This window comes from Pseudomonas sp. GL-R-19, assembly GCF_019956375.1.
In the GTDB taxonomy this organism is placed as follows: Bacteria; Pseudomonadota; Gammaproteobacteria; order Pseudomonadales; family Pseudomonadaceae; genus Aquipseudomonas.
This window is the reverse complement of the sequence record NZ_JAHBDJ010000017.1, coordinates 33,246-57,622: the sequence shown is the minus strand read 5'-3', so window position 1 is coordinate 57,622 and position 24,377 is coordinate 33,246. Positions and strand designations below refer to the sequence as shown.

30 protein-coding genes and 3 pseudogenes are annotated in these 24,377 nt (G+C 57.9%); 20 read left to right on the top strand and 13 right to left on the bottom strand.

Annotated elements, in window-relative coordinates:
- Positions 1-107: 107 nt before the first annotated feature.
- On the top strand, positions 108-473 hold the full coding sequence (locus KGA83_RS10615) for a histone-like nucleoid-structuring protein, MvaT/MvaU family (RefSeq protein ID WP_008051761.1): 366 nt from the start codon (positions 108-110) through the stop codon (positions 471-473).
- 163 nt (positions 474-636) lie between these two features.
- Here KGA83_RS10615 and KGA83_RS10610 read toward each other — a convergent pair whose 3' ends face one another.
- On the bottom strand, positions 637-1,155 hold the full coding sequence (locus tag KGA83_RS10610; RefSeq protein ID WP_108217437.1) for a DUF4946 domain-containing protein: 519 nt from the start codon (positions 1,153-1,155) through the stop codon (positions 637-639).
- A 144-nt stretch (positions 1,156-1,299) separates the two neighbouring features.
- Between KGA83_RS10610 and gloA the strand changes: the two genes are divergently transcribed.
- Positions 1,300-1,821 (top strand): lactoylglutathione lyase, encoded by a 522-nt coding sequence (gene gloA / locus KGA83_RS10605; protein WP_108217436.1) that lies wholly within the window; start codon positions 1,300-1,302, stop codon positions 1,819-1,821.
- Positions 1,822-1,983: 162 nt separating this feature from the next.
- Here the strand turns inward: gloA and ahpF are convergent, their stop codons facing one another.
- From ahpF to KGA83_RS10590, 3 genes are all read right to left on the bottom strand, one after another.
- The gene (gene ahpF, locus KGA83_RS10600) at positions 1,984-3,546 is read right to left on the bottom strand and encodes an alkyl hydroperoxide reductase subunit F (protein WP_223529670.1); all 1,563 of its coding nucleotides are present in this window, start codon (positions 3,544-3,546) and stop codon (positions 1,984-1,986) included.
- Positions 3,547-3,672: 126 nt separating this feature from the next.
- Positions 3,673-4,236 (bottom strand): alkyl hydroperoxide reductase subunit C, encoded by a 564-nt coding sequence (gene ahpC / locus KGA83_RS10595; RefSeq protein ID WP_007975937.1) that lies wholly within the window; start codon positions 4,234-4,236, stop codon positions 3,673-3,675.
- Between the two features lie 138 nt (positions 4,237-4,374).
- On the bottom strand, positions 4,375-5,313 hold the full coding sequence (locus tag KGA83_RS10590; RefSeq protein WP_115947957.1) for a site-specific integrase: 939 nt from the start codon (positions 5,311-5,313) through the stop codon (positions 4,375-4,377).
- Between the two features lie 47 nt (positions 5,314-5,360).
- Here KGA83_RS10590 and KGA83_RS10585 point away from each other — a divergent pair.
- Together KGA83_RS10585 and KGA83_RS10580 are read left to right on the top strand one after the other, a co-directional pair.
- A pseudogene (locus KGA83_RS10585) lies at positions 5,361-5,444 on the top strand (outer membrane lipoprotein carrier protein LolA); the annotation flags it as partial.
- Positions 5,445-5,604: 160 nt separating this feature from the next.
- A complete protein-coding gene (locus KGA83_RS10580) occupies positions 5,605-6,615 on the top strand; it encodes a DNA-binding protein (RefSeq protein WP_115947956.1) in 1,011 nt (336 codons plus the stop codon).
- Here the strand turns inward: KGA83_RS10580 and gorA are convergent.
- Positions 6,612-7,970 (bottom strand): glutathione-disulfide reductase, encoded by a 1,359-nt coding sequence (gene gorA, locus KGA83_RS10575; protein ID WP_223529668.1) that lies wholly within the window; start codon positions 7,968-7,970, stop codon positions 6,612-6,614. The genes KGA83_RS10580 and gorA overlap by 4 nt on opposite strands.
- Before the next feature lie 130 nt (positions 7,971-8,100).
- Positions 8,101-8,940, bottom strand: a complete 840-nt coding sequence (gene galU / locus KGA83_RS10570; protein ID WP_093220174.1) for a UTP--glucose-1-phosphate uridylyltransferase GalU — start codon at positions 8,938-8,940, stop codon at positions 8,101-8,103.
- Between the two features lie 272 nt (positions 8,941-9,212).
- Here galU and KGA83_RS10565 point away from each other — a divergent pair, with 272 nt between their 5' ends.
- Positions 9,213-9,401, top strand: coding sequence for a hypothetical protein (locus KGA83_RS10565; protein WP_108217431.1), 189 nt, complete (start codon positions 9,213-9,215; stop codon positions 9,399-9,401).
- 137 nt (positions 9,402-9,538) lie between these two features.
- Positions 9,539-9,820: a hypothetical protein gene (locus tag KGA83_RS10560; RefSeq protein WP_223529666.1), complete on the top strand. Its 282-nt coding sequence runs from the start codon at positions 9,539-9,541 to the stop codon at positions 9,818-9,820.
- Positions 9,821-9,831: 11 nt separating this feature from the next.
- On the opposite strand, the gene KGA83_RS10555 is transcribed toward KGA83_RS10560, so the two are convergent.
- Both KGA83_RS10555 and KGA83_RS10550 read right to left on the bottom strand, forming a co-directional pair.
- Positions 9,832-10,062: a hypothetical protein gene (locus tag KGA83_RS10555; RefSeq protein WP_108217429.1), complete on the bottom strand. Its 231-nt coding sequence runs from the start codon at positions 10,060-10,062 to the stop codon at positions 9,832-9,834.
- A gap of 72 nt (positions 10,063-10,134) precedes the next feature.
- The gene (locus KGA83_RS10550) at positions 10,135-10,491 is read right to left on the bottom strand and encodes a hypothetical protein (protein ID WP_108217428.1); all 357 of its coding nucleotides are present in this window, start codon (positions 10,489-10,491) and stop codon (positions 10,135-10,137) included.
- Positions 10,492-10,692: 201 nt separating this feature from the next.
- Between KGA83_RS10550 and KGA83_RS10545 the strand changes: the two genes are divergently transcribed.
- From KGA83_RS10545 to ada, 5 genes are all read left to right on the top strand, one after another.
- Positions 10,693-10,995 (top strand): DUF1883 domain-containing protein, encoded by a 303-nt coding sequence (locus KGA83_RS10545; RefSeq protein WP_108217427.1) that lies wholly within the window; start codon positions 10,693-10,695, stop codon positions 10,993-10,995.
- A 37-nt stretch (positions 10,996-11,032) separates the two neighbouring features.
- A complete protein-coding gene (locus tag KGA83_RS10540) occupies positions 11,033-11,200 on the top strand; it encodes a hypothetical protein (protein WP_177413278.1) in 168 nt (55 codons plus the stop codon).
- A 117-nt stretch (positions 11,201-11,317) separates the two neighbouring features.
- Positions 11,318-12,022: a 2OG-Fe(II) oxygenase gene (locus tag KGA83_RS10535; RefSeq protein ID WP_115947952.1), complete on the top strand. Its 705-nt coding sequence runs from the start codon at positions 11,318-11,320 to the stop codon at positions 12,020-12,022.
- Entirely contained in the window at positions 12,012-12,692 is a 681-nt protein-coding gene (gene alkB, locus KGA83_RS10530; RefSeq protein ID WP_115947951.1) for a DNA oxidative demethylase AlkB, read from the top strand. Before KGA83_RS10535 ends, alkB begins: the two co-directional genes overlap by 11 nt.
- An 87-nt stretch (positions 12,693-12,779) precedes the next feature.
- Positions 12,780-13,844 (top strand): bifunctional DNA-binding transcriptional regulator/O6-methylguanine-DNA methyltransferase Ada, encoded by a 1,065-nt coding sequence (gene ada / locus KGA83_RS10525; RefSeq protein WP_223529664.1) that lies wholly within the window; start codon positions 12,780-12,782, stop codon positions 13,842-13,844.
- On the opposite strand, the gene KGA83_RS10520 is transcribed toward ada, so the two are convergent.
- Complete coding sequence (locus KGA83_RS10520) at positions 13,845-14,828, bottom strand: MDR family oxidoreductase (protein WP_223529662.1); 984 nt, start codon at positions 14,826-14,828, stop codon at positions 13,845-13,847.
- Between the two features lie 268 nt (positions 14,829-15,096).
- Here KGA83_RS10520 and KGA83_RS10515 point away from each other — a divergent pair, with 268 nt between their 5' ends.
- From KGA83_RS10515 to KGA83_RS10490, 6 genes are all read left to right on the top strand, one after another.
- Positions 15,097-16,164 (top strand): NAD(P)H-dependent flavin oxidoreductase, encoded by a 1,068-nt coding sequence (locus KGA83_RS10515; protein ID WP_223529660.1) that lies wholly within the window; start codon positions 15,097-15,099, stop codon positions 16,162-16,164.
- Positions 16,165-16,286: 122 nt separating this feature from the next.
- A complete protein-coding gene (gene modA / locus KGA83_RS10510) occupies positions 16,287-17,054 on the top strand; it encodes a molybdate ABC transporter substrate-binding protein (RefSeq protein WP_223529659.1) in 768 nt (255 codons plus the stop codon).
- Positions 17,055-17,735 (top strand): molybdate ABC transporter permease subunit, encoded by a 681-nt coding sequence (gene modB, locus KGA83_RS10505; protein ID WP_108217419.1) that lies wholly within the window; start codon positions 17,055-17,057, stop codon positions 17,733-17,735.
- A gap of 3 nt (positions 17,736-17,738) precedes the next feature.
- Positions 17,739-18,818, top strand: coding sequence for a molybdenum ABC transporter ATP-binding protein (gene modC / locus KGA83_RS10500; protein ID WP_223529658.1), 1,080 nt, complete (start codon positions 17,739-17,741; stop codon positions 18,816-18,818).
- A 101-nt stretch (positions 18,819-18,919) separates the two neighbouring features.
- On the top strand, positions 18,920-19,141 hold the full coding sequence (locus KGA83_RS10495) for a hypothetical protein (RefSeq protein WP_108217417.1): 222 nt from the start codon (positions 18,920-18,922) through the stop codon (positions 19,139-19,141).
- Positions 19,142-19,271: 130 nt separating this feature from the next.
- Positions 19,272-19,502, top strand: a complete 231-nt coding sequence (locus tag KGA83_RS10490) for a hypothetical protein (protein WP_056724476.1) — start codon at positions 19,272-19,274, stop codon at positions 19,500-19,502.
- 164 nt (positions 19,503-19,666) lie between these two features.
- Here KGA83_RS10490 and KGA83_RS10485 read toward each other — a convergent pair whose 3' ends face one another.
- A complete protein-coding gene (locus KGA83_RS10485; protein WP_108217416.1) occupies positions 19,667-20,317 on the bottom strand; it encodes a TetR/AcrR family transcriptional regulator in 651 nt (216 codons plus the stop codon).
- 176 nt (positions 20,318-20,493) lie between these two features.
- On the opposite strand from KGA83_RS10485, the gene KGA83_RS10480 reads away from it, so the two are divergent.
- Both KGA83_RS10480 and KGA83_RS10475 read left to right on the top strand, forming a co-directional pair.
- Positions 20,494-21,336 (top strand): NAD(P)H-binding protein, encoded by an 843-nt coding sequence (locus KGA83_RS10480; protein ID WP_223529657.1) that lies wholly within the window; start codon positions 20,494-20,496, stop codon positions 21,334-21,336.
- A 92-nt stretch (positions 21,337-21,428) separates the two neighbouring features.
- A complete protein-coding gene (locus KGA83_RS10475; RefSeq protein ID WP_108217414.1) occupies positions 21,429-21,623 on the top strand; it encodes a hypothetical protein in 195 nt (64 codons plus the stop codon).
- 128 nt (positions 21,624-21,751) lie between these two features.
- Here the strand turns inward: KGA83_RS10475 and KGA83_RS10470 are convergent, their stop codons facing one another.
- Positions 21,752-22,357 (bottom strand): hypothetical protein, encoded by a 606-nt coding sequence (locus tag KGA83_RS10470; protein WP_108217413.1) that lies wholly within the window; start codon positions 22,355-22,357, stop codon positions 21,752-21,754.
- Positions 22,358-22,480: 123 nt separating this feature from the next.
- Between KGA83_RS10470 and KGA83_RS10465 the strand changes: the two are divergent.
- Positions 22,481-22,741: pseudogene (locus KGA83_RS10465) on the top strand (diguanylate cyclase); the annotation flags it as partial.
- Here KGA83_RS10465 and KGA83_RS10460 read toward each other — a convergent pair.
- Together KGA83_RS10460 and KGA83_RS10455 are read right to left on the bottom strand one after the other, a co-directional pair.
- Positions 22,740-23,806 (bottom strand): annotated as a pseudogene (locus KGA83_RS10460) (IS630 family transposase). The pseudogenes KGA83_RS10465 and KGA83_RS10460 sit on opposite strands and share 2 nt — an antisense overlap.
- A 110-nt stretch (positions 23,807-23,916) precedes the next feature.
- Positions 23,917-24,348 carry a hypothetical protein gene (locus KGA83_RS10455; protein WP_108217412.1) on the bottom strand — a complete coding sequence of 144 codons (432 nt, stop codon included), beginning with the start codon at positions 24,346-24,348 and terminating at the stop codon, positions 23,917-23,919.
- Positions 24,349-24,377: the final 29 nt, after the last annotated feature.

The following is a 24,377-nucleotide window of genomic DNA, read 5'->3' as shown; positions in this document are numbered from 1 at the left end:
GCGCTAAATTGACAGGTGAGCCACTATCACCGAGTCGCTACAAGGCTCTTGGCTTATAGCTTTGTTTGCGGTTGGTATCAGCCAAACACACTATTGGAGTAAAGATATTGTCCAGACTCGCTGAATTTCGTGCAGCCGAAAAGGCCCTTCAAGAACAGCTCAAGCAGTTGGAGTCCCTGAAGAACGATGCCGGGCTCAAGAAAGAAATCGAATTCGAAGAGAAGCTCCAGGGCTTGATGAAAACCTATGGCAAGAGCCTGCGCGACATCATCGCCATTCTCGATCCCAACCCGGCAAAATCCGGCCTGCTGCAGGCAGCAGCACCTAAAACCCGCCGCGCCCGCGTGGTCAAGGTTTATCAGAACCCGCACACCGGCGAGCTGATTGAAACCAAGGGCGGCAACCACCGCGGCCTGAAAGCCTGGAAAGAACAGTACGGTGCAGCCACCGTTGATTCCTGGCTGCGCGGCTAATTCTCGCGGCGACAAAAAAGCCCTGCTTATGCAGGGCTTTTTCATGAGCTATCTAAATGCCCGGGGCGGATACCAGACAACTACCTGACTGCCAACAACTTTGTGCTTAATCCATTTGGATATCTAAAATTTTCTTCATGCATCGAAAAAGCACTGTCGCTTACTAAAGTTTCAAGCTGTTACGGGCAGCGTCTATTTCATCCTGGCTCGCCTTATAAGCCTCGGCCTGCCCGGCGTAGGAAAGAACATAGGCCTTATCGGCATCCACCGCGGCCACCAATGTTTGGGAAAGCACATGCCTGCCGTTTTGCGTGACGGTACAGGTTGTTTCCAGCGCGGCCAGTCGACTCAACGTAGTCGCATGAATTCGCGTGCAGACACTTTGATACCCGCCCTGAAAGAAGTCTTTTTGAACTGACTTGCGCATCTCCAGCAATACGCCTTCGAGGTTTACCTGGTGATCGCTTTGCACCGGACTCATGGTCAGCTCCATCACCATGAGCGGCGATCCATTCTGATCATTTTTGACCGCCCGCTGGCGACTCACCCCCGACGCCGATTCAGGCACGACTTCGACCTGCCAACCTTCCGGCCAGGTCACTACTGGCGCATCGGCATGCGCAGCGCCAGCCACCGAAAGCACGCTTAACAGAATGAACAGCAGTTTATGGAATCTAATCATTGCACTGGGCACTCACGGATCAAGCCGTAAAGTCTGGGCCCAGGCCGGCCGTCAGGCAATAGCCGACTGTTTGGGTTTGGTGATGTCCGAGCCCTTGCGTATCATTGCCGCCATTCGTTAGCCCACATATTTCCCGGAGGGCCCATGAGCCTGCACGAATTGAACACCTTCCCCGGCGTCACCGCCCAACCGGACGCCGCCACGCAGAAGTTTGTCTTCAACCACACCATGCTGCGGGTCAAGGACATCACCAGGTCCCTGGATTTCTACACACGCATTCTGGGCTTTACGCTGGTGGAAAAACGCGACTTCCCGGAAGCCGAGTTCAGCCTGTATTTCCTGGCGCTGGTCGACAAAAACCAGATCCCGGCCGATGCTGCCACGCGCACCGAGTGGATGAAATCGATCCCCGGCGTTCTGGAGCTGACCCACAACCATGGCACCGAGAACGACCCGGATTTCGCCTACCATAATGGCAACACCGACCCCCGTGGTTTCGGCCATATCTGCATCTCGGTACCGGACATCGTCGCCGCCTGCGAGCGCTTTGAAGCACTGGGCTGCGATTTCCAGAAACGCTTGAGCGATGGTCGCATGAAGAGCCTGGCATTCATCAAGGACCCGGACGCCTACTGGGTCGAGATCATTCAGCCAGCACCACTGTAGGAGCGAGCTTGCTCGCGATAAACCTGAGAACACCGCGGGGCACCTGCCCACCAGCGTTATCGCTGACGACCATCGCGAGCGAGCTCGCTCCTACATAAGTAACGTGCAAGACAAAAAAACCCCATGATCATTCATGGGGTTTTGTGTTTTCAGCGCCGGGGTTTATGCCGGGGCAGAAGTGCGGATCAAGTGATCGAAGGCACTCAAGGAAGCCTTGGCACCCTCGCCCACCGCGATCACGATTTGCTTGTATGGCACGGTGGTCACGTCGCCGGCGGCGAACACGCCCGGCACCGAGGTTTCACCGCGAGCATCGACGATGATCTCGCCACGGGGTGACAACTCAATGGTGCCTTTGAGCCAATCGGTGTTGGGCAGCAGACCGATCTGCACAAAGATCCCTTCCAGTTCCACACTGCGCAATTCGTCGCTCTGACGATCCTTGTAACGCAGACCATTGACCTTCTGACCGTCGCCGGTGACTTCAGTGGTTTGAGCACTGGTGATCACGGTGACGTTCGGCAGGCTGTGCAACTTGCGCTGCAATACCGCATCGGCACGCAACTGCACATCGAATTCCAGCAACGTGACATGGGACACGATACCGGCCAGGTCGATGGCCGCTTCGACGCCGGAGTTACCGCCGCCAATCACCGCAACACGCTTGCCCTTGAACAGCGGACCGTCGCAGTGCGGGCAGTACGCCACGCCTTTGTTGCGGTATTGCTGCTCGCCCGGCACGTTCATTTCACGCCACCGTGCACCGGTGGCCAGAATCACGGTTTTGGCTTTTAACGATGCGCCACTGGCGAAGTGGACTTCATGCAGTTCGCCGTTTTTGCCAGGAATCAGCTGGTCGGCGCGCTGCAGGTTCATGATGTCGACGTCGTACTGCTTGACGTGTTCTTCCAGGGCCACGGCCAGTTTCGGCCCTTCGGTTTCCTGCACCGAAATGAAATTTTCGATGGCCATGGTGTCCAGCACCTGCCCACCAAAACGTTCCGCCGCGACACCGGTGCGAATGCCTTTACGGGCCGCGTAGATTGCCGCCGAGGCACCGGCCGGGCCACCACCGACCACCAGCACATCAAAGGCTTGCCTGGCGCTGATTTTCTCGGCTTGGCGTTCGATGCCGCTGGTGTCGATTTTGGCGAGGATTTCTTCCAGGCCCATACGGCCCTGACCGAAATTCTCGCCATTGAGGTAGATGCTTGGCACCGCCATGATCTGGCGCTCATCGACTTCGGCCTGGAACAGCGCGCCGTCGATCGCGACGTGGCGAATGTTCGGGTTCAGTACTGCCATCAGGTTCAGCGCCTGGACCACGTCCGGGCAGTTCTGGCAGGACAGCGAGAAGTAGGTCTCGAAGCTGAATTCGCCTTTGAGCGAGCGGATCTGTTCGATCACTTCGGCACTGGCTTTTGACGGGTGACCGCCGACTTGCAGCAAGGCCAGTACCAAGGAGGTGAATTCATGGCCCATCGGGATGCCGGCGAAACGCAGACTGATATCGGCCCCAGGGCGATTGATCGAGAACGATGGTTTGCGTGCATCATCACCGTTGTCGAGCAAAGTAATATGGGTGGAAAGACCGGCAACGTCTTTCAACAGTTCGAGCATTTCCTGGGATTTCGCACCGTCGTCGAGGGATGCAACGATCTCGATCGGCTGGGTGACCCGTTCCAGGTACGATTTCAACTGGGCTTTAAGATTGGCGTCCAACATACGGGCGATTTCCTTGAATTCTTGAGACAAAAAAACGCCCGAGCGAATCTCGCCCGGGCGTTTTTATTGGGCGGTGCAGCTTACTGGGTAGGTGCGGAGTTCCGCCCTGATGAAGCGATCACAGACTTAGATCTTGCCGACCAGGTCCAGGGACGGCGCCAGAGTGGCCTCGCCTTCTTTCCACTTGGCTGGGCAAACCTGGCCAGGGTGGGCAGCGACGTACTGGGCCGCCTTGATTTTGCGCAGCAGTTCGGAAGCGTCACGGCCTACACCGCCGTCGTTCAGTTCAACGATCTTGATCTGGCCTTCCGGGTTGATCACGAAGGTACCGCGGTCAGCCAGGCCTGCTTCTTCGATCAGCACGTCGAAGTTACGGGAGATAGCGTGGGTCGGGTCGCCGATCATGGTGTACTGGATCTTGCCGATGGCTGGCGAAGTGTTGTGCCAGGCAGCGTGGGCAAAGTGGGTATCGGTGGAAACGCTGTAGATCTCGACGCCCAGCTTCTGGAATGCGTCGTAGTTGTCAGCCAGGTCTTCCAGCTCGGTCGGGCAAACGAAGGTGAAGTCGGCCGGGTAGAAGAACACCACAGACCACTTGCCTTTGAGGTCAGCGTCCGAGACTTTTACGAAGTCGCCATTTTTGAATGCGTCAGCTTTGAACGGTTTAACTTGGCTGTTGATGATAGGCATCGTTGACTCTCCGTCAGGGGTTAAGAAGTTGATGGAGAGAACTTTACCCACTCGACGAACGCAAGGCTCATTGGCAAACCTGATGCTGCTGATTGGCTTTCGCTATTAGCCAGCTGTATTAATAGAAGAAAACGGTATCTAGGGCGACACGGGCTTTTCCGTGAGGCGCGCCATGCCGAGGAACGGACTGGCTTCGATGTAACGCATGGCCGACTTCATGTCCTTCCAGCCCACATAGCTCATCAGCGACTTCAGATCCCAGCCACTTTGATGCGCCCAGGTGGCAAACCCGCGACGCAAGGAGTGGCTGGTGTAAAGCTCGCCGGCGATACCTGCCCGCGCCAGCGCCTGACGCAATAACGGAATCACACTGTTGGCGTGCAATCCCTCCTCACCCAAATGCCCCCAACGGTCGATGCCGCGGAACACCGGTCCACGCACCAGTGCCGCCTCGGTAATCCAGTCGATATAAGCCTGCACCGGACACAAGCGTTGCAAGGCCGGCGTCTGATAGGTCTTGCCGAGGTTGTCGCGATCACTCTTGCTGCGCGGCAAATAGAGGCTGATGCCGGAACCGGCGCTGGCCTGAACGTGTTCAACCTGAAGCCGGCACAACTCGTCACTGCGAAAGCCGCGCCAGAAGCCCAGCAGAATCAACGCCATGTCGCGCCTGGCCCGCAGCAAACCCGGTCGATCGCCTTCGGCCCTGGCGGTTTGCACTTCTAGCTCCAGACAACTGACCACCTGCTCCAGATGCCGAAGCTGCAAGGGTTCGGCTTGTTTTTCCTGGGCCGGGTGCAGCGCGCGAATGCCCTTGAACACCTTACGCACCACCGGCGCCTTGGTGGGATCGGCAAAACCCTGGCTGTTGTGCCACTGCGCCAATGCCGACAAACGCAGTTTCAGCGTGTTGATCGACAACACACCGGCATGGGCCACCAGATAGCGCGCCACGCTGTCGCCGGTGGCCGGCAGAAAACCACCCCATGTCACCTCAAAGTGTTCGATGGCCGCGCGATAGCTGCGACGGGTGTTGTCGCGTGTCGCAGCCTGCAGATAGCGATCCAGATCGCTCATAGGAAATGAACCTGTTTTGACCGACTGTAGGAGCGAGCTCGCTCGCGATGATCGTTAACGATGACGCTGGATGCCTGTATGCACGCAGCGCTCTAAGGTTTTTCGCGAGCAAGCTCGCTCCTACAGGGTTTGTGTACGGAATTAGCGCGAGGAATACTTCGAAACTTCGCTCACATGGGGTAATACCAGTATATCCCGTGTTAATAGCATTCAGTATTTAACTTTATCGATTGAATGGTACAATGTGTATTTACGTGGTATGTACCACATCATCAAAACCCGGGAGATCTCATGGCACGCGGCGGTGTAAATAAAGCGGTGGTTCAAGCCGCTCGGTTGGCGATCCTCGCCCGCGGCGAAAACCCCAGCATCGATGCCGTACGCATCGAGATGGGCAATACCGGCTCGAAAACCACGATCCATCGCTATCTCAAGGAGCTCGATGACAGGTTTGAACCTGTCGAAGCGCCGACGGAGCCGATCGACGACGAACTGATGGCGCTGGTGGCGCGGCTCGCACAACGGCTCAAGGAGCAGGCGCAAGAACCTATCGATCAGGCGCGCACGCAGTACGAAGAACAACGCAAGACGCTGGAACACCAGCTCGGCGAAGCGCAAAAGGCCAACAGCGAACTGCACCAGCAATACGAATTTCAAAGCCTGGCGCTGACTCAGGAATCCGAAGCCCTGCACGAAACCCGCGCCACGCTGCAAACGGAGCAAACCCGCAACGCCGGGCTGAACCAGGCGCTGGCCGATTTCGAATTGCGCTTGAAGGACAAGGACGAGCAGATCCGCTCCCTTGAAGAAAAACACCTGCACACTCGCGACGCGCTGGAGCACTACCGCAATGCGGTCAAGGAACAGCGCGAACAGGAAATGAGTCGCCACGAAGGCCAGGTGCAACAACTACAGATGGAACTGCGTCAGGCCCAACAAAGCGCGCTGGTACGCCAGGATGAAATCACCCAGTTGCACCGCGACAATGAACGCTTGCTGACTGAAAACCGCGGCACATTGCGAGAGCTGAGCCTGCTGCAAGAACAGCTCAAGCAAAGCAATAGCCGTCAGGATCAGTTGCTGGAACAGACCACTCGCGTCGACGGCGAACGCACCCTCCTCCAGGAACGCCTGCGCGTCGCCCTGCTGGAAAGTCAGGCACTCAAACAGAACGTCGATGAGCAGTCGCAGCTCAACAGGTCACTGGAAATGGATTTGGCCAAGACCCGCACGGATCTGGAAGAACGCGTGCGTCTGGCCGCGACCCTTGCGGCAGCGGCAGACGCAGCGAAGGACGATTAACCGGCGAGCGGCGTACGCATGGTGACGAACTCTTCGGCGGCCGTCGGGTGCACGCCGATGGTTTCGTCGAAGTGGCGCTTGGTGGCGCCGGCCTTCAAGGCAATCGCCAGGCCCTGGACGATTTCACCGGCGTCCGGGCCGACCATGTGGCAACCCAACACCTTGTCGGTCCGGGCGTCCACCACCAGTTTCATCAGCGTGCGCTCCTGGCATTCGGTCAGGGTCAGCTTCATCGGCCGGAAGCGGCTTTCGAAGACCTCCACCTCGTGGCCGGCTTCGCGGGCCTCTTCTTCGGTCAAACCGACGGTGCCGATGTTAGGCAGACTGAACACCGCCGTCGGGATCATCTTGTAATCCACCGGACGATACTGCTCGGGCTTGAACAGGCGTCGCGCCACCGCCATGCCCTCAGCCAGCGCAACCGGTGTCAGCTGAACACGACCGATCACATCGCCCAGCGCCAGGATCGACGGTTCGGCTGTCTGATACAGCTCATCGACCTCGACGAAGCCTTTCCTGTCGAGTTTGACCTCCGTGTTTTCCAGCCCGAGATTGTCCAGCATCGGACGACGACCCGTGGCATAGAACACGCAATCGGCTTCCAGTTGGCGACCATCCTTGAGCGTGACTTTCAGGCTGCCGTCGACCTGCTTGTCGATGCGCTCGATGTCCGCGTTGAATTGCAGGTCCATGCCGCGCTTGGTCAACTCTTCCTGCAAATGCTTGCGCACGGAACCGTCGAAGCCGCGCAGGAACAATTCGCCGCGATACAACAGCGTGGTTAGCGCACCCAAGCCGTGGAAGATTCCGGCAAACTCGACCGCAATATAGCCACCGCCCACCACCAACACTCGCTTGGGCAGCTCCTTGAGGAAGAACGCCTGGTTGGAACTGATGGCATGCTCGTGCCCCGGGATCTCCGGAATCTGCGGCCAGCCGCCGGTAGCGATCAGGATATTTTTGGCGGTAAAGCGCTCGCCATTGATCTCGACCTGATGCGGGTCGACGATCTTCGCGTGACCTTCATGCAAGGTCACGCCGCTGTTGACCAACAGGTTGCGATAAATGCCATTGAGGCGATTGATCTCGCGGTCCTTGTTGGCGATCAATGTCGGCCAGTCGAACTGCGCTTCATCCAGGCCCCAGCCAAAACCGGATGCCTGCTCGAAGTCTTCGGCAAAGTGCGCACCATAGACCAGCAATTTTTTCGGCACGCAGCCGACGTTTACACAGGTGCCGCCCAGGTAGCGACTCTCGGCCACAGCCACTTTTGCGCCGAACCCGGCAGCAAACCGCGCCGCCCGCACACCGCCAGAACCGGCACCAATCACATAAAGGTCAAAATCGTAGGCCATTTTCAATCTCCTCGGCAGGTGACCAGCATACCCGCAGACATTTGTGGGGCAAGCACTGCACACGATATGAAGCCGGAAAATGAAAAAGCCACCCGAAGGTGGCTTTTCAATACAAACAGGTTGCCGGCTATCAGTAAGCCTTGCCCGTCTTGTAGAAGTTCTCGAAGCAGAAGTTGGTTGCGTCGATGTAGCCTTCGGCGCCACCGCAGTCGAAACGCTTGCCCTTGAACTTGTAGGCAATCACGCAACCGTCCTGCGCCTGTTTCATCAGGGCGTCAGTGATCTGGATCTCGCCACCTTTGCCAGGGTCGGTTTGTTCGATCAGGCTGAAGATGTCCGGCGTCATGATGTAACGACCGATGATCGCCAGGTTCGACGGGGCATCTTCCGGTTTTGGCTTCTCGACCATGTTGCGCACGCGGTACAGGTCGTCACCAATCAGGTCGCCGGCAATCACACCGTATTTGCTGGTTTCTTGCGGGTCGACTTCCATGATCGCGACGATGGTGCAGCGATACTGCTTGTACAGCTTGACCATCTGCTTCAGTACGCCGTCACCTTCCAGGTTGACGCACAGGTCGTCCGCCAGTACCACGGCGAACGGCTCGTCGCCGATCAGCGGACGACCGGTCAGGATCGCATGGCCCAAACCTTTCATTTCAGTCTGGCGAGTGTAGGAGAACGAGCACTCATCCAACAGGCGGCGGATGCCAACCAGGTATTTTTCCTTGTCGGTGCCCTTGATCTGGTTTTCCAGCTCGTAGCTGATGTCGAAGTGGTCTTCCAGGGCGCGTTTGCCGCGACCGGTGACGATGGAGATTTCGTTCAAGCCAGCGTCCAGTGCTTCTTCAACGCCGTACTGGATCAGTGGCTTGTTCACCACCGGCAGCATTTCTTTGGGCATGGCTTTAGTCGCTGGCAGGAAGCGAGTGCCGTAGCCGGCTGCTGGGAACAAGCATTTCTTGATCATATAAGTCCTTGTAAGGGCTGTGCGTGTACGAGTTTCGGCGCAGTCTAATCAGGCGGCGTGCACCTTACAATGCCTCCGCGCTGGCCAACCGATGCCAACATAGAGAAATAATCTTGCCGATAGTTCCCTGCGCAAGCCCTTATGCATAGCACAGACTTGCACAATTGCACGGCATTCAACCGCCCGCAACGAAGCACCATACGCCCATCGGCACCCGTTGAGTGCGTTTGGCGGTATCATGGCGCGATTGGACCAGACAACGAGGCAAATAGATGTCGGAAGCAAAAAGCGTCAACGGATTCCTGATCAATCAGGTGAAAGACGGTCAATGGTGGGTTGCCAGTGTCACCGGTGAAAATATCGCCGGACCTTTCCCTTCCGAAGCCCTGGCAATCGAAGTGGCCTCGGTGCTGGAGCTTGAGCACCCGGAGCCCAAGCGACGCGTCAAGGACAAGAACTGATCGACGTCCAAGGTGAAAGCCCTGCCATTGCGCAGGGCTTTTTTGTGAGCGCATGCGAAAGTCGTGGCCCTTGGCTATAACCTTTTGCGCATGACGCTGTCTCAGCGTTAGCCCACCCCCCTGACGACGACCACTCCATGAAGAAATTTTTGCCCCTGATTGCAATACTGGTCCTGAGCGGCTGCGCAACGTCGAAAGAAACCTACCTGGGCAACGGAGAAAAAGGCCTGTCGATTGATTGCTCCGGGGAAGTCAATTCCTGGGCTGCGTGCTACGAAAAGGCCGATGCGTCCTGTGCCGGCACCGGCTACAAGATTGTCGGAACCGATGGCACGCCCTCGCTCGATGAGAGCGACAAGACCCTCGGCGCCGACATCGGCAACTACAAGAGCCGCAATGTCGTAGTGATCTGCCAGTAAGGCGCCGCGCCCTACAGATGAATTTCAGCGAATTTGATGCCAAGCCCGCGCAGGGTATCGATCAGATCATCAAGGCGACTGAAAGACTCGACTTCATCATTGTCATCCACCAGGAAATAGCTGCGCCCGGCGCTTTTCTTGAAAAACACGATCCATTCCCCCAGCTCCGCCGGATTCTGAATCACATGAGTGGCAGAGATTAAACCCTCTGCATGACGCTCCCGGACCTGCTCTCGCTTCATGTTCGACTCCAGAAATGACGATGCCGCCAAAGCATGGCTTTGGCGGCATCGGTGCTGATGGTCGACAGTCTATCAGCCGGAAATGCACGCGTTGGCAGCATTCTGTACGTCCATTGGACGCACCGGGACATTGGACATGCTCTCGTGCAGCTTGATGCTGCTGCCACCCGAGCGCTCTTCAATGTCGAATACGGCAGACGGGCCCGAGGAATACTTGAGTGGCACGATGACACGCACCCCATCCTTGTGCGGCTCGATTTGCAAGGCGCCACGACTGTCGGCCAGTTTTTCGCTCAGGCATTGCGCATATTCATGGGGCTTCTTGCCAGAAATCACGTTCATGGTCGGCAGCGACTCGTTGATTTCCGAGACGTTCGCACAACCACTCACCAATACCGCCAGCGAAAGAACCAAAAAACCCCACTTCATACAAAACCTCCGATAAAGAGGGTCGGACAGCGCAGATGCGTTTTTTCTCCGAGACAAACTGCTTTATCGCTCATCAAGCGTGAAATTAGCGTTTTTAATTGTCAAAGTGGCCGGATAATAAGGCCTTCGGGCTGATAAACTGCGCCAATCGCCCATGCTATCGTTTTGATTTTGTAGAAAAAGCCCTTCTGGAGGCGCCTCATGAAATATATCCATCAGCGCGAGCACCTCAATGAAGACGACATCGTCGTCATTCAATGCTCCCAAATGTGCAACATCCGCTTGATGAACGACGCCAACTTCCGCAGCTTCAAGAATGGCGGCCGTCACACCTATCACGGCGGCGCATTCGACACGTTCCCGGCCCGCATCACGGCCCCTAGCACCGGTTTCTGGAACATCACGATCGACACCGTCAACCGCCGCGCTATCAGCGTGACGCGCAAACCCACCCTGACCCACTCGATCAAAATCATTCGCCGTTCCAGCACGAAACTGAGCTGATCAGCGAACCCGAAACACCAGACAGGCAGAGACAACCGTGGCCCAAACGACCAAGTACGTCATCAAATACAAACTCAACGGTGAGCGCCGCTTCGAGTTTGCCCAGCTTGAAAACGGCACCCTGGAAGAAGCCAAAGCGGCGCTGGATGCCATTCATGGACAAGACGACGTCATCAGCGAAATCAGCGTCAGCAAAGCGCTGTAACGCGATCCGGAGCGACAATGGACGTCAGCTCCCACTCGCAATTCGACCGCAAGCAGCGGAGTGCCTGCGTCATCCTTGCCTTGCAGACTGGCGACCTCAACAAAAAGAGGCCCGGCAATGAGCGAGCAATATCTGGACAGGCTGGACTGGCCCCGGCTGGAACAGCAACTTGATCAGGACGGTTGCGCCGTCATCCCGTCACTGTTGAGCCACAAGGCTTGTGATCAGGTCAGCGCCTTGTACCCTCGAACCGAGCCCTTCCGCTCGCACGTGGTGATGGCTCGCCATGGTTTCGGCCGAGGCGAATACAAGTATTTCAGCTACCCGTTACCGGAACTTGTGGCCCGTTTGCGCAGCGCGCTCTACCCGCGCCTGGTACTCATCGCCAATCGCTGGCAGGAACAATTGGGTTTGCCCGACCGTTTTCCCCAAACCCATCAAGCCTTCCTCGAACGCTGTCATGCCGCTGGTCAGAACCGTCCGACACCGTTATTGCTGCAATATGGTCCTCAGGACTACAACTGTTTGCATCAGGATTTATACGGTGAGCATGTTTTCCCACTGCAAGTAGCGATTCTGCTGTCGGAACCCGATGAAGACTTCACCGGTGGCGAGTTTGTCCTGACCGAACAGCGCCCGCGAATGCAGTCACGCCCGATGGTCATCAGCCTGAAGAAAGGCGACGGCTTGATCTTTGCCGTCAACCAGCGGCCGGTCAAAGGCGTTCGCGGTTACTATCGCGTGACCCTGCGTCACGGCGTGAGTCGCCTGCACAGCGGCAATCGGCATACCCTTGGAATCATCTTTCACGATGCGTCATGAGCCCATGAACCCGCTGACTTTCGATCTGTTTGCCAATGCAGAGCCCGAGCAACAGCCCAGGCGCGAGCAGATCGGTGAACAGTCCTACGTACTTAGAGGCTTCGCCCTGCCCTGGCTGGAACGCTTGCTGCCCGCCCTGGAGTCGGTGCTGGTAGCCGCGCCGTTTCGGCAGATGGTCACGCCCGGCGGCTTTACCATGTCGGTCGCCCTGAGCAGTTGTGGCCAATTCGGCTGGACCACTGACCGCAATGGTTATCGGTACACACGAGATGATCCACAGACCGGCCGGCCCTGGCCAATGATGCCCGAGGTGTTTCTGCAACTGGCACAAGCGGCGGCACTGGCAGCGGGTTTCGCCGATTTTGCACCGGATTCCTGCCTGATCAACCGCTACGTCCCCGGAGCAAAAATGTCATTGCATCAGGATAAAGACGAACACTGCTACGCCGCCCCCATCGTTTCGGTATCCCTGGGCTTACCGGCGATGTTCCTGTTCGGTGGTTTTGCACGCGGCGACAAAAGCCAGCGCATCCCCCTGCTGCATGGCGACATCGTGGTCTGGGGTGGCGTGGATCGCCTGCGTTATCACGGCGTATTGCCGATCAAGGACGGCCATCATCCGAAACTGGGCGAGCAACGCATCAACTTCACCTTCCGTACCGCCGGATAAAGACTTCGAATTTGACCGCAAGCGTCGGAGTGTGTGGGAATTGCCCCATGGTTAATGTGCAGGCAACCCCTCAATGGACGTGACGCCATGACTATCCAATCGACCAAGATCTCCATCGAAAACGATCCGCGCTGGGCCGCCGTGGTCGCGCGCGATCCCAAGGCTGACGGTCAGTTTGTCTATGCCGTGAAGACCACAGGCATCTATTGCAACCCCAGCAGCCTCGCGCGCTTGCCCAAGCCGCAGAACGTCGAATTCTTCGATAGCGCCGAACAGGCCCGGGCCGCGGGTTATCGTCCGAGCAAACGCGCGACAAAGGATCAGAGCGAACTCGCCGCGCAACATGCCGCCACCGTAGCCGCCGCTTGCCGCCGGATCGAAGCGGCCGAAACGCTACCTGCGCTGGGCGAATTGGCCGATGCGGCAGGGTTGAGCAGTTTCCATTTCCATCGTGTGTTCAAAGCCGTCACCGGCCTGACGCCCAAGGGTTACGCCGACGCTCATCGTTCACGCAAGGTTCGCGAGCGACTGGCAGACGGCGGCTCGGTGACCGATGCCCTGTATGACGCTGGCTTCAACTCCAACAGCCGTTTCTATGAAGCGGCAGACCAACTGCTCGGGATGAAACCCGGGGATTACCGCGCCGCCGGTCAAAACAACGACATTCGTTTTGCCGTTGGCCAGTGTTCGTTGGGCGCGATTCTGGTGGCGCAGAGTGAGCGCGGGGTCTGCGCAATCCTGCTCGGCGATGATCCGCATCAACTGGTGTGTGATCTGCAAGACAAGTTCCGGCGCGCCAACCTGATTGGTGCCGATCATGAGTTCGAGCAATTGATTGCCAGGGTCGTCGGCTTTATCGAGGCGCCGGCCATTGGCCTTGATTTGCCTCTGGACGTACGCGGCACGGTGTTTCAGGAGCGTGTCTGGCAAGCGCTGCGAGAGATTCCCGTTGGCAGCACTGCCAGCTACGCCGATGTCGCTCAACGCATCGGCTCGCCGAAAGCCGTTCGCGCCGTGGCTCAAGCCTGCGGGGCGAACAGCCTGGCCGTGGCGATCCCGTGCCATCGCGTGGTGCGCAGCGATGGCAACTTGTCGGGCTATCGCTGGGGTGTCGAGCGCAAACGCCAGTTGCTGGAGCGGGAGTCGCAGTGATCAGCGATTCACATCCACCACCACGCGCCCGCGCAACTGCCCGGCCAGCAAGCGCGGCGCGGCGTCGATGGCTTCGCTCAAGCCGATTTCGTGACTGATCAGCGGCAACAGGTTGAAATCCAGATCCCTGGCCAGGCGACTCCAGGCTTCCACCCGTTTGGCTTTGGGCTGGGTCACGCTGTTGATACCGGCCAGGGTCACACCGCGCAAAATGAACGGTGCAACGGATGCCGGAAAGTCCATGCCTTGCGCAAGACCGCATGCCGCGACCGTGCCATTGGCCTTGGTGCTGGCGCAAGCGTTGGCCAGGGTGTGGCTGCCGACCGAGTCGATGACTGCCGCCCAACGCTCCTTGGCCAACGGCTTGCCTGGTTCGGACAGCGTGACCCGGTCGATGATTTCGCCAGCGCCCAGTTGCTTCAGGTAATCATGCTCCGACGTCCGTCCGGTAGACGCGACCACCCGGTAGCCGAGCCTGTTCAGCAACGCGATGGCGAAACTGCCGACGCCACCGTTGGCACCAGTGACCAGGACTTCACCCTGTTCAGGCGTCACGCCATTGTGCTCAAGGGCCAGGATGCACAGCATGGCCGTGTAGCCCGCCGTACCGATGGCCATCGCCTGGGCGGCGGTGAATGCCTTGGGCAGCGGGATCAGCCAGTCACCGTTCAGGCGAGCCTTCTGCGCCAGTCCACCCCAATGCCCTTCACCCACGCCCCAGCCATTAAGCAGGACCTGGTCGCCGACCTTGTAGTCCGGATGCCCGCTGACTTCAACGACACCGGCCAGGTCGATGCCCGGCACCATCGGGAATTTACGCACCACCGGGCTGCTGCCGGTGATCGCCAGGCCATCCTTGAAGTTCAGCGTGCTGTAGGCAACACGCACCGTGACATCGCCTTCGGGTAACTGATCGTCCTGGATCTCTTGCAGCGTGGCCCGGTAACCGCTGTCGTCTTTGTCGATCAAAATACCTTTGAACATTACGGCCTCTCAATGGATTCAGTCTGGTGGTGGTGCAACTGAAATAACACATGGCAGCAGATTGGCGTACTCGACTTTAAGCCAATCTGCCAATTCCATAACGCTTCCCGAGTGATGAATCACTCCTTCGGTGGTGGGGGCTGGAGGCTTGCACCGACGCTGAAAAAAGCCTCACCCGCAGAAATGGCGACTGGCCTTGCGCCAGTCGTTGCGTTACAAATCCTGTTCTACCGTCCCTGCCCTGCTTCAACGTCGGAGAACACAGCACATGAACCAATGGCCAGATACCCGCATTCTTGACCTGCTCGGGATCGAACTGCCGATCATTCAGGGGCCAATGGCCGGTGCCACGAACTCGTCCATGGTGATTGCAGCCTGCAACGCCGGCGGCCTGGGTTCGATGCCGGCGGCGATGCTCAGCACGGATCAACTGCGCGAAGAACTGAAAACCATCCGCCAACACACCCAGCGCCCGATCAACGTCAATTTCTTCTGTCATCAGCCTCCAGCCCCTGATGAACAACGCGCGCAGGACTGGAAAAACCTGCTGCAACCCTACTACCAGGAACTCGGCGCCGATTTCGATGCGCCAACCCCGGTGTCCAACCGGGCACCGTTCGATAACGCGGCCTGCGAAGTGGTCGAAGCGTTTCGCCCTGAAGTGGTGAGCTTTCACTTTGGCCTGCCGGAAAAATCCCTGCTCGACCGGGTGAAAGCCACCGGTGCGAAAGTGCTCTCCTCGGCCACCACCGTCGCAGAAGCCGTGTGGCTGGAGCAGCATGGTTGCGATGCAATCATTGCCATGGGCTACGAGGCCGGAGGCCATCGCGGGATGTTTCTCAGCGATGACCTGAGCAGTCAGGTGGGGACTTTCGCCCTGGTGCCACAAGTCGTCGATGCGGTGAAGGTGCCGGTGATTGCCGCCGGCGGCATCGCTGACGCCCGAGGCGTCGCCGCTGCCTTCATGCTCGGTGCTTCGGCGGTACAGGTGGGTACGGCGTACCTGTTCACGCCTGAAGCCAAGGTCAGCCCGTCCCATCACAAAGCGTTGCGCACCGCCAAAGAAAGCGAGACGGCCGTCACCAACGTGTTCACCGGTCGCCCGGCCCGGGGCATCCTCAATCGGGTGATGCGTGAGCTGGGGCCCATGAGCGCCAAGGCTCCAGCCTTCCCTCTTGCCGGTGGCGCGCTGATGCCATTGCGGGCCAAAGGTGAAGCGGACTTCAGCAACCTCTGGGCCGGTCAGGCCTTTACCCTCGGGGTCGAATTGACCAGCGAGGCACTGACTCGAAAACTGGCTGAGGAAGGATTAGCGAGACTGCTAGGTCGCCCCTGAGCAGCACTCGCACTAAAATTGTATACAGTTTTGTGACAACACATTCCGCTTAAAGGCAATTCGCTATATATTTTTGTACATAACGATTAACCTGCTGCAATTGCCTTTAACGGAGCCGTTTCATGACCATTCGTGCCTCACGTTTTGCCCCTGCCTGCCTGGCGAGCCTTCTCGCCGTATTCGCCTTCGGCTCAGCCCAGGCGGATGAAGTCCAGGTCGCTGTCGCCGCCAACTTCACTGCGCCCATCCAGGCCATCGCCGCTGATTTCGAAAAAGACACCGGGCACAAGCTGGTCACCTCCTTTGGTGCCACCGGCCAGTTCTACACCCAGATCAAAAACGGCGCGCCGTTCGAAGTGTTCCTCTCGGCAGACGACAGCACCCCGCAAAAACTTGAAGCCGAAGGCGATTCCGTCAAGGGCTCGCGCTTCACCTATGCGGTCGGTACCCTGGCACTGTGGTCGGCCAAGGAAGGCTACGTCGATGCCAAGGGCGATGTGCTGAAAAAGAACGAATACCAGCACCTGTCCATCGCCAACCCGAAAGCTGCACCGTATGGCCTGGCGGCGACCCAGGTGTTGGCCAAGGAAGGTCTGACCGACAAGGTCAAAGACAAGATCGTTGAAGGCCAGAACATCACCCAGGCCTACCAGTTCGTCTCCACCGGCAACGCCGAGCTGGGTTTTGTCGCCCTGTCGCAGATCTACAAGGACGGCAAAATCACCAGCGGTTCGGCCTGGATCGTTCCAGCCACCCTGCACGACCCGATCAAACAAGACGCTGTGATTCTCAATAAGGGCAAGGACAACCCGGCCGCCAAGGCATTGGTTGACTACCTCAAGGGGCCGAAAGCGGCCGCTGTCATCAAGTCCTACGGTTACGAAATCTAAATGTCGCTATCGAGTGCCGATTATTCCGCCATTTGGCTGACCCTGAAACTCGCGTCCCTGACGACTGTCATCTTGCTGATTGTCGGCACTCCGATTGCGTTATGGCTCTCGCGCACCCGCTCCTGGTTGCGCGGCCCGGTCGGGGCGATTGTTGCCCTGCCCCTGGTGCTGCCGCCGACAGTGATTGGTTTTTATCTGTTGCTGGCGCTCGGCCCTCACGGGTACATCGGCCAGCTCAGCCAATCACTCGGCCTTGGCACCCTCACCTTCAGTTTTGCGGGGCTGGTCATCGGTTCTGTCCTGTATTCGATGCCGTTCGTGGTCCAGCCGCTGCAAAACGCTTTTTCCGCAATCGGCACGCGTCCGCTCGAAGTGGCCGCGACGCTGCGAGCCAATCCCTGGGACACCTTTTTCAGCGTGACGCTGCCCCTGGCCCGCCCCGGTTTCATTACCGCGGCCATTCTCGGCTTCGCCCACACCGTCGGCGAGTTCGGCGTGGTGCTGATGATCGGCGGCAACATTCCCGAGAAGACCCGCGTGGTCTCGGTGCAGATCTACGATCACGTCGAAGCCATGGAATATGCCCAGGCCCATTGGCTGGCCGGGGTGATGCTGGTGTTCTCGTTTGTCGTCTTGCTGGCGCTGTATTCCAGCCGAAAAACCAAAGCGGGCTGGAGCTGATCGATGATTCAAATGCGCCTGAAACTGGGTTACCCGGGCTTTGCCCTGGACGTCGACCTGCAACTGCCCGGGCGTGGCGTCACTGCGCTTTACGGTCACTCAGGCTCCGGCAAGACCACTTGCCTGCGCTGCATTGCCGGCCTGGAACGGGCCGATCAGGGTTTTATCCAGGTTAACGATGAAGTCTGGCAAGACAGCGAAAACAAGCTCTTCGTCGCGCCGCACAAACGCGCGATCGGCTATGTGTTCCAGGAAGCCAGCCTGTTTCCTCATCTGTCAGTGCTGGCCAACCTGCAGTTCGGCCTCAAGCGCATTCCCAAGTCGCAACGTCGGGTCGATATGGCCCACGCCACCGAGTTGCTGGGCATCAGCCATCTGCTGGACCGGCGCCCACAACACCTTTCGGGTGGTGAGCGACAGCGCGTCGGCATGGCCCGTGCGCTGCTCACCAGCCCGAGATTGCTGTTGATGGACGAGCCTCTGGCCGCGCTGGATGCCCAGCGCAAAAGTGAAATCCTGCCCTACTTGCAACGTCTGCACGACGAACTCGACATCCCGGTGCTGTACGTCAGCCACTCCCAGGATGAAGTCGCGCGGCTGGCCGACCATATCGTGTTGCTTAACAACGGCAAGGCACTGGCCAGCGGCCCGATCGGCCAGACCCTGGCGCGCCTCGACTTGCCGCTGGCGATGGGGGACGACGCTGGTGTGGTAATCGTAGGTCGCGTGAGCGCCTACGACGCCGACTATCAACTGCTCAGCCTGCAATTGCCCGACACCACTCTCAACATTCGTGTGCCTCACACACCGATGGATACGGGTCAGACACTGCGCTGCAAGGTCCAGGCGCGAGATGTGAGCCTGAGCCTGCACAGCGCCGAGCAAAGCAGCATTCTCAATCGCCTGCCGGTCACGGTGGTCAGTGAAATGAATGCCGACAACGCCGCCCATGTGCTGATTCGCCTGGACGCCGCAGGCTCGCCGCTGCTTGCACGGATCACGCGTTATTCCCGCGACCAATTGAACGTCCATTCTGGTCAGCAACTCTGGGCACAAATCAAAGCGGTCGCGGTGCTCGCGTAAATCCGGCGGCACCTGAGCCGACGAATTAACCTGCCTATTTTTTGCACGATCACCAATGGCTTCTATAGTTGATCTGTACACGAATCAGCGGCGGAGACGCCATGGAAGACATTTTCGTCGTGAAGCGCTGCAACAGGATCATCATCCATGGCCGCCGTGCGGGTGAATATGACCACCTGCCACCGGTTGCCGCGGTCTGGTACCGCATCGCCGATACCCGAACCCAAGGCTTCATCGGAGACGGCTACGATGTTGAAGAAGACGCCCAGCGCATTTGCCGGCAGTTGAACGCCAAATCACAAGTGACAGCCCGACAAAGTTGACGGCCTGTTACCATTTTTTAACGGGTCTATACTGAATGGGTTGAAGGATCAGCGACCCCAACGGCAGAAAGCTCGCTCCAGGCGGGCTTTTTGCTAACACACCCAGGTTTCTTGAACGGAGGTGTCACCCATGTCCGAAAAAGAGTCCATCACCACCCTGCTCACCTTGCTGGACTCCCGTCAGGCCCGCTTGGCCGCGGCCTGCAAGGAAATTGCCGACTGGGTCGATCATCAAGGCGGACACCCCACCGCCCTCAGAATCCGTGATCGCCTGAACGACATCGAGAAGGACACGCCGCTGATTCGGCACACGCTGTCGTCGCTCAAACCTGTCGACCCGCCTCTGCCTCGGTTCAGATGATCCGTTACGGATTTGCGGTGCGAGGACAGGCCTGACTGGCCGCACGAACGGTGACGTTGACGTCGCCGCGTGTCTGGCTGCCTGATTGACTTTCATCCGCTTCCACGACCCGGCCTGGTACCGGGATTTTTTGTTGCCCAAAACCAATCGACTCGCGCGAGGGCTCAATCGGGCACGGGCTCCATAATCTCGCGCAGGGACATACGCTTGAACGCCTCGACCAATGCTCGCCCTTCCTCGGGTGCACAAGTGACCGCCAGGCGAATGGTCGCCTCACCCAGGTGCCAGATCAAAAACGCCGATTCCTGAACCTGTTGTTCATCGATATCGGGATATACGCGAAGCATGGCCTGGGCCAGCAGTGCTCCGGCCACCCGACTCTCCTCCAGCTCCAGTCGCAACAACTGCTTGTCGGCCTGCATGCCGGACCAGATGTCACGCATCACCGGTGTCGCCATCACGATCTCGTAATACAGATCGAGCAACTGCGAATAGGCTGCCTGCAAGCCTCGGGCATCCTCGACAGCCTCCATCGCCTGCGTAATGCAACGACGACTTTCAGCGTTGTAGCGTTCGGCCAGCGTGCGGATGACGGAACACTTGTCGGGGAAATACTGATAAAGGGAACCGATCGAGATCCCGGAACGCTCGGCAATTTCACTCATCTTGAGTTGGTCGCAGCCCTTGTCCGCAATCAATTGAGTCGCCACGGTCAAAATCAGCTCTTGACGCTCGCGGCTGCGTTGTTGCGTGGGATTGCGTCGAACCGCTTGCGCAGCAGGCTGTTCGAGGGCTTCAGAGGGCTTTTTGCGCACGAGCGAATTCCCGATCAATAACGTGACGTGTACTCACCTTAGCATCGCCGCTCGCCGCGCCCAATAACGGATGCCACACGTCGGGGACTTCGAGCCGCTGGTTGACGACAAAACATGAGCATCTATCATCTTTTAAACGTGAGTATCACTCACATTAACCGATGGAGATGAACGCGATGAAAACCGATCAACCAATCACACTGGTCCTTGGCGCCACGGGCAAAACCGGGCGGCGAATCACACAACGACTCGAGGCTGCCGGCCTGCCCGTTCGCCGAGGCTCCCGTGACGCGAATCCCCCTTTCGACTGGGAAGATCGGTCAACCTGGGACGCGGTGATAGATGGCGCTCATGCGGTCTACATTTCCTTCCAGCCTGATCTCGCCGTTCCAGGCGCCCTTGAAACCATTCAGGCGTTCACCGACCTGGCAGTGAAAAGCGGAGTCCGCAAACTGGTTTTGTTATCCGGGCGCGGTGAGATCGAAGCGGAACAGGCCGAACGTGTCGTACAAAACAGCGGGATTGACTGGACGATTCTGCGGGCCAGCTGGTTCTGCCAGAATTTCAGCGAGGCGCACTTTCTTGAACCCATTCTGCAAGGCGAACTCGCACTCCCCGTCAGCAATATCGCCGAACCCTTTATCGATGCAGAAGACATCGCCGAATGTGCCGTCGCCGCACTGACCCAACCCGGACACACCAACCAGCTCTATGAATTGACCGGCCCTCGGGCGCTGACCTTTGCCGAAGCCGTAACCGAGATCGCCCGCTCCACCCGTCGCAACATCGAATTCGTGGCTGTACCAGCGGATGCCTATCGACAAGCGTTGGAACAGGAACAACTTCCCCCGGAGTTGATCGATCTGGTGCTGTATCTGTTCACGACTGTGCTCGATGGCCGCAACACGCTCGTGACCGATGGCGTACAACGGGCACTGGATCGGCCGGCGCGCGACTTTAGCGACTACGTACAGCGCACTGGCGCTACGGGCATCTGGGGAAATGGAAGTCCGACGTAAAGCAGTGGCAAGAACCCGCTTCGTCGACTAGGGTATTTTGCGTATCGAACTGCGGCGCCTTTATTGGCAGGAGCCTGATCAAGGAGGTACCCATGTCAACCAATCGTAGTGCTGAGCAAACCTATCGCCAATGGTCCAGCCCGATCCTGTTGGAACTCAAGGAGCGAGAACATCAAATGAACCCGTCAGACCGCCAGGCTTTGGAAAACGTACTGCTGGAAAGAAGGCTGATCGATACCGGCAACCCGACCGGCAGCGATCGCCGCAAGACAGACCCGGCGTCCTGAAAAGCATCAGACAATCACGACCAAGACCGATGTAATGAAGCAGAAACAAACAAGGGTTTGCGCAGCATTCGCTCGCAAACCCTTGGTTTCAGATAATACCGGGCAACGGAATCGATGGCTTTGCCGCTTTAAAACCACCCACTACGCTCGTCTTCCAACTCCTGGCGGCACTGCTTGAGTTGGGCGCTGTAAATCTCCGACTGTTTTTGTACTTTCTGGGCAACCTGCATCAGCCAGGGTTTACTGCGATAAGTATTGCGGCTATAGCCCCCACGCCCCTCATGGTAAGCCAGGTACTGATTGTAGGTGTCCCATTTGGAGATCCCCAGCTGACGCTGGGTGCCAGTGGTGTACCAACCGATAAACATGATCGCGTCGTCGAAGCTGTCACGCGAACCACCGTTGCCAGTATCGCCCCTGTACTCGCCCCACACCGGATCTTGAGCCTGCGCATAACCGTAAGCCGAGCTGACTCGCCCCCAAGGGATCACCCAAAGCAAATAGTCACGAGGCGGCAATGCATCTGCCACATAGCTGCTTTCCTGCTTCATGATCGCCATGGCCACATGCAGAGGCGTCCCATATTCACTCTGCATTTGCAGCGAATCCTCGTACCAATCGGGATACTCACGGTAAATACTGCAGAGATTGCTCTGATCTTTGGGTGGCATAGTCGTGCAACCGGTCAAAAACATAAACAACAAAGCCAACAGCAAAACTTGTCTTTGCTTCATCCAGCACCCTCAAAAAAAATAAGGTTCTTCACGCAATCCCGGGAAACTGTAGGAGCCAGCCATCATCCAAGGTGTGGGCTGGAGCTGATTTAGGTTAGGTCATCGTCCTTAAAAAGATGAAATCTCTTGGAGAAATCACCGATCACTTACGAAGAACTGCTTCGGCATGACGAGGTGATCGCTCAACTGCTCGATCTGGGTTGTAGCAAGTTGAGTGAGCTTCGCCAGTTCAAGCCGGATGCTGCGGGCTTGGTTGTAGCCAGCGACATCGAACATGCTCAACAAATTGCCCAGGCCCTGGACGCCCAAGGGGAAGGTTGCCGCATCGTGACAAACAAAACCCCGGACGCTCAACAGATGATCAATGCGTTCAGACAGAGTTCTAGTGTGCCGTCTCAGAAAAAACGTTTTCTTTAGACTGTGATGTCATCGCCTCTCGTGCATGCTGGATCTTGCGCAAGATGTCTTCACCTTTTGCACTCCAGACGTATCGGCTTGGCTGAGCATTGTGTAACGCTAAAAACGTGGTAATGGAGCTGGCCAACTCACGTGTCGAGCTGAAGCTGCCGTCACGCAAGAAAACGGTGATATCTCGGAAGAAGCGTTCAACCAGGTTCATCCATGAACTGGAGGTCGGGGTGAAGTGCATGTGAAATCGCGGATGTCGCTTGAGCCATTCCTTGACCACCGGATGCTTGTACGTGGCGTAATTGTCCACGATCAAGTGCAGTTACAGGCCCTTGGGTGTTTCCCGGTTGATCTTTTTCAGGAAGGCCAACCACCCCTGATGTCGGTGTTGAGTTTCAATGCTGCTGATCAGTCGGCCTTGTAGATAATCCATCGCCGCAAACAGTGTGAGCGTGCCGTGACGAACATAGTCATGGGTTTGTGTACGGATATGACCGATACCCACCGGCAATCCGGGTTGCGTGCGCTGCAAGGCTTGAACCTGGCTCTTCTCATCGCAACAGAGCACCAGAGCACCAGGGCTTTATCGGGAGGCGCCAGATACAGCCCGATGACGTCCCAGAATTTCTCTTCGAAGTTCGGGTCGTCGGACAGCTTGAAGGTGCGTGTCAGGTGCGGTTTTATGTCGTTGGCGGCCCATATCCGCTGGACGCTGGCCGGTGAAATGCCGGCGACTCGAGCCATGCTTCGACAGCTCCAGCGAGGCTGACCGATACGCGGCTGAGTGACTTGCTCAAGGGTTCGTTTCAACGCTTCAGCCGGCAAGGATGGCTTGCGACCTCGTCCGGGCAGATCCACCAGGCCTTGCAGACGCAGCTCTTGAAAACGCGTGCACCAGCGCGTGACTGACACAACGGAGAGACCGGTCAACTGGGCAATCTCGTTGCGCGAACGGCCTTGAGCCGCCAGTAAAATCACCCGCGCCCGACGACCGTCGCGCTGACTGATCGTGGCCGACCTTATGCGTCGACTCAGTTCAATTTGTTCGTCCTAACTGAGCACGATGTCCTGAGAGTTCATGTGATCACTCCAAGCACTGACTGACCACAGAAACATGGCTAAGGCTAGAAATTCATTTCTGAGACAGGACACTAGGCAAGGGAATCCCACACTTGCACCAGGCCGAACAGATGCACCAGCCCATAGACCAGGCAGACCGCCGAGCTGATCACGATGAAGCGAATACTACGCCCAGTGCCTGCCAGCGTGAACGGTCCCAACAGGCCGCGCAGCAGGTAGACCAGGGTGATCGCGCACAATGCCGGGCGCAGCAGGGGCAAGGGATCGATCACCCCGGCACCGGACAGTGCATACGCCGCCCATGCGGCGAGCACCAGGGCAATCCCCGTCGTGACCACCGCGGGAAACCAGCGACCGGCCTGGGCTGCACGCACAAAGCGGTCGCCAGCGCCAAACAAGCGATACCAGGAAGGCCCTCCCATGATCACCCCGACATGCATCAGGGCCGCCAGCAGGCTGAGCCCGGCGCCGATCACCAGCGCCATGTTGTATTCGTTTGCCATTCCATCGCTCCTTGATGCAAAAAGCGCCA